The 2146-nt window shown below is 66.0% G+C and carries 4 protein-coding genes and 1 pseudogene; all 5 read left to right on the top strand.

Features of this window, described 5'->3' with window-relative positions:
- The first annotated feature begins 85 nt into the window (after nt 1-85).
- On the top strand, nt 86-457 hold the full coding sequence (locus Y705_RS22240; protein WP_049822376.1) for a hypothetical protein: 372 nt from the start codon (nt 86-88) through the stop codon (nt 455-457).
- A 155-nt stretch (nt 458-612) separates the two neighbouring features.
- Nucleotides 613-954 (top strand): flagellar basal body rod protein FlgB, encoded by a 342-nt coding sequence (locus tag Y705_RS0106425; RefSeq protein WP_026532255.1) that lies wholly within the window; start codon nt 613-615, stop codon nt 952-954.
- On the top strand, nt 954-1346 hold the full coding sequence (locus Y705_RS0106420) for a flagellar basal body rod protein FlgC (protein ID WP_026532254.1): 393 nt from the start codon (nt 954-956) through the stop codon (nt 1344-1346). The genes Y705_RS0106425 and Y705_RS0106420 overlap by 1 nt, the downstream gene beginning before the upstream one ends.
- Complete coding sequence (fliE, locus tag Y705_RS0106415) at nt 1346-1648, top strand: flagellar hook-basal body complex protein FliE (RefSeq protein ID WP_026532253.1); 303 nt, start codon at nt 1346-1348, stop codon at nt 1646-1648. Before Y705_RS0106420 ends, fliE begins: the two co-directional genes overlap by 1 nt.
- 96 nt (nt 1649-1744) lie before the next feature.
- A pseudogene (locus Y705_RS17945) lies at nt 1745-2146 on the top strand (flagellar basal-body MS-ring/collar protein FliF); the annotation flags it as partial.

Genomic DNA, 2146 nt, shown 5'->3' with positions numbered 1-2146 from the left:
CAGGCCTGGCATGAAGCCGCAGCCGCGCTTCCAGCGCGGGAATCCGTTATTGACCGCACACGATCCACGTCAGGGATGCTTGGAATTGGGTAATACACCAGAAGAATCGAATACAGCAGCGCACCCGGAGGAGCGGGCTGCCGTCGTTGCCTGGACCGCTGTCCTCGACTCACTCGAACTGTCCGTCGATGAGGCATTCGCCGGCACGCTCCCGACCACCAGCCTCGTCCGCCAGGCCCTGGCACTCGGAAACTGGACGCCGCCCGACGTCGAGGGTCCCATCCCTGCCGAACTCGTCACTCGTGCCCGCCGCATCCAGCTGAAGCAGCGCGAGGCGCTGAGCGCCCTGCGTGACGACCTGGAGTCGACGCGGAAACACCAGTCCGCGATCGGTGCAGTGCGGTCCGCCACCACGAGGGGCGCATCAGGAGCGGTGTACCTCGACGCCGTGGGGTAGCACGGCACGCGTGCGGGCAAGTTCTCCGCAAAATAACTTCAGTAACATCTAACACATCTGTAACACCGAGCCGATAGATGCTTTCGAGCATGGATCGCTCACTCCGCAGGCCATGGATCGGCCGCCCAGCCTTGCTGTTGAAGAGGTTCGCCGTCGTGCTCGATTCAGTCAGTTCCCTTGCCATGCGAAGCGCCCTTGATGGCCTTGCGCTGCGCCAGCGTGTGACCGCCAACAACATCGCCAACGTCAGTACGCCCGGCTTCCATGCGCAACGGGTCAGTTTCGAGGACGCGCTGGCGCAATCCGTCAGCCGGGGCGACGGCGCCGTGCAGGCCACCACCGACTCCTCGCTGGAGCCCACCCGGCTCAACGGCAGCAACGTCAATCTCGACACGGAGACCCTCTCCAACATCGACACGGTGCTGCGCTACCAGTTCGCGGCACGCTCGGTCGAGGGCCCCTTCAACAGCCTCCGCACCGCGCTGAGGACCAACTGATGACCTTCGATGCGATCGGCATCTCAGGCACCGGCCTCACCGTGCACCGCAAATGGCTCGACGCCCTTGCCGACAATCTGGCCAACGCCAACACCGTGACCGCCACCGATGGCGCTGCCTTCCAGCAGCGCTACGTCACCGCCCGGGCCGACGCCGACGGGCAGGGCGTCTACGTGGCGGGTGCCGAGTTCGGCGACGCCGAGGGCCGCATGGTCCACGAACCAGGTCACCCCCTCGCGGACGACGCCGGGTATGTGCGCTACCCGGACATCGACATGAGTGCCCAGATGGGCCAGCTCATCATGGCGCAGCGCGGCTACCAGGCAAATGCCGCGGTGGTCGACCGCGCGAAAGCCACCTACGAAGCAGCACTCCAGATTGGAAGATCCTGATGCCCGTTCCCGCTATTTCGGCCATTCAGCCCGTGGGAACGGCGTACCTGCCTGCTCCCGACGCCGTGTCCGGTACGGGAGGTGCCGGTTTCGCGACGTCGTTGACGGCTGCCGTGGACAACGTCCAGTCGCTGCAGTCCGCCTCCAGTGGCCTGGCCGTGCAGGCTGTCACGGGCGACCTAACCGACATCCACAACGCCACCATCGCCTCGACCCGGGCGCAGGTGACCCTCGAACTGGTGGCCGGCGTCCGCAACAAGGGCATCGACGCGTTCAACGAGATCATGAGGATGCAGGCCTGATGCCTACGCAGTTGAGTAGCATGTTCTCCCGATTGGGCGCGGCGGCGGGAAGCTTCAGCCTCGCCCAATCGGACCATCGCCCTGATCGGCGTCGCAGTGCTGGTCCTCGGCGGTGTTGCCCTGGCGAGCTGGCTGGCCAAACCCTCCTACACGCCGCTGTTCTCCGGCCTGAGCGGTGAGGACGCCAGTACCATCGTGGACCAGCTGCAGACCGACGGCGTCCCCTATGAACTGACCAGCGGCGGCGGCACCATCCTCGTCCCCGAGGAAAATGTCTACGACCAGCGGCTCAAGGCAGCCGCGGCGGGCCTGCCGTCGTCGTCGACCGCGGGATACTCGCTCCTCGATGACATGGGCGTGACCTCCTCGGAATTCCAGCAGTCCACCACCTACAAGCGGGCGCTCGAGGGCGAGCTCGGTGCCACGGTGTCGGCGCTCGACGGCGTCAAGGCCGCCACCGTGCGGCTCGCCATCCCCGAGGACACCGTCTTCGTAGCC

The organism is Arthrobacter sp. H41 (genome assembly GCF_000520535.1).
In the GTDB taxonomy this organism is placed as follows: Bacteria; Actinomycetota; Actinomycetes; order Actinomycetales; family Micrococcaceae; genus Arthrobacter_D.
The sequence above is the reverse complement of the archived record's forward strand: the minus strand, read 5'-3'. Positions and strand labels throughout refer to the sequence as shown.